This window comes from Pseudomonas sp. NPDC087598, assembly GCF_044743525.1.
GTDB lineage: Bacteria > Pseudomonadota > Gammaproteobacteria > Pseudomonadales > Pseudomonadaceae > Aquipseudomonas.
The window spans coordinates 1-1,435 of sequence record NZ_JBIUWQ010000153.1 but is presented as its reverse complement, the minus strand read 5'-3'; the positions used below and the strand labels follow the sequence as shown (position 1 = coordinate 1,435).

General features: G+C 61.9%; 1 protein-coding gene. It reads left to right on the top strand.

The genetic code is table 11. The annotated features are described in order from the left end of the window. Positions 1-56: 56 nt before the first annotated feature. Positions 57-1,435 (top strand): glyoxylate carboligase (gcl, locus tag ACIOWE_RS30185; protein WP_401398617.1); only part of this gene is annotated, 1,379 nt, incomplete at its 3' end.

Genomic DNA, 1,435 nt, shown 5'->3' with positions numbered 1-1,435 from the left:
TACCCACCCCAACACCCCTCACAAAAAGCACCCAACTCGACGCCGCCGTTCTGGTGATGCGCCGTGAAGGGGTTGATACCGCTTTTGGCATTCCGGGCGCTGCCATCAACCCGCTGTACTCCGCCTTGCAGAAAGTCGGTGGCATCGATCACGTCCTCGCTCGCCACGTTGAAGGCGCCTCGCACATGGCCGAGGGCTACACCCGCACCAAGGCCGGCAACATCGGCGTGTGCATCGGGACTTCCGGCCCTGCCGGCACCGACATGGTCACCGGGCTCTACAGCGCCTCGGCCGACTCGATTCCAATCCTCTGCATTACCGGCCAGGCACCCCGCGCCCGTATGCACAAGGAAGACTTCCAGGCGGTTGACATCACCAGCATCGTCAAGCCAGTCACCAAGTGGGCGACCACTGTTCTGGAGCCGGGCCAGGTGCCTTACGCGTTCCAGAAAGCGTTCTTTGAAATGCGCTCCGGCCGTCCAGGCCCAGTGCTGATCGACCTTCCGTTCGACGTGCAGATGGCCGAAATCGAATTCGACATCGACGCTTACCAGCCGCTGCCATTGGCCAAACCAACCGCGACCCGCGTGCAGGTCGAGAAGGCCCTGGCTTTGCTGGATCAGGCCGAGCGTCCATTGCTGGTAGCCGGTGGCGGCATCATCAACGCCGACGCCAGCGACCTGCTGGTTGAGTTCGCTGAGCTGACCGGCATCCCGGTCATCCCGACCCTGATGGGCTGGGGCACCATCCCGGACGATCACCCGCTGATGGTTGGTATGGTCGGTCTGCAGACTTCGCACCGTTACGGCAATGCCACGATGCTGAAATCCGACGTGGTGTTGGGTATCGGTAACCGCTGGGCCAACCGTCACACCGGTTCGGTTGATGTCTACACAGAAGGCCGCAAGTTCATTCACGTCGACATCGAAGGCACGCAAATCGGTCGCGTGTTCACCCCGGATCTGGGCATCGTTTCCGACGCCGCTGCCGCGCTGACCGTGTTCATCGAAGTCGCTCGTGAATGGCAAGCCGCCGGCAAGCTGAAAAACCGCAGTGCCTGGCTGCAAGACTGCCAGCAGCGCAAAGCCAGCCTGCACCGCAAGACCCACTTCGACAACGTGCCGGTGAAACCGCAGCGCGTTTACGAAGAAATGAACCAGGTGTTCGGCAAGGACACCTGCTACGTCAGCACCATGGGTCTGTCGCAGATTGCCGGCGCGCAGGTCCTGCACGTCTACAAGCCGCGTCACTGGATCAACTGCGGCCAGGCAGGCCCGTTGGGCTGGACCATTCCGGCTGCGCTGGGCGTGGTCAAGGCCGATCCGAACCGTAAAGTCGTGGCCCTGTCGGGGGACTATGACTTCCAGTTCATGTTCGTAGAACTGGCGGTCGGCGCTCAGTTCAAACTGCCTGACATCCACGGCGTGGTGACCAA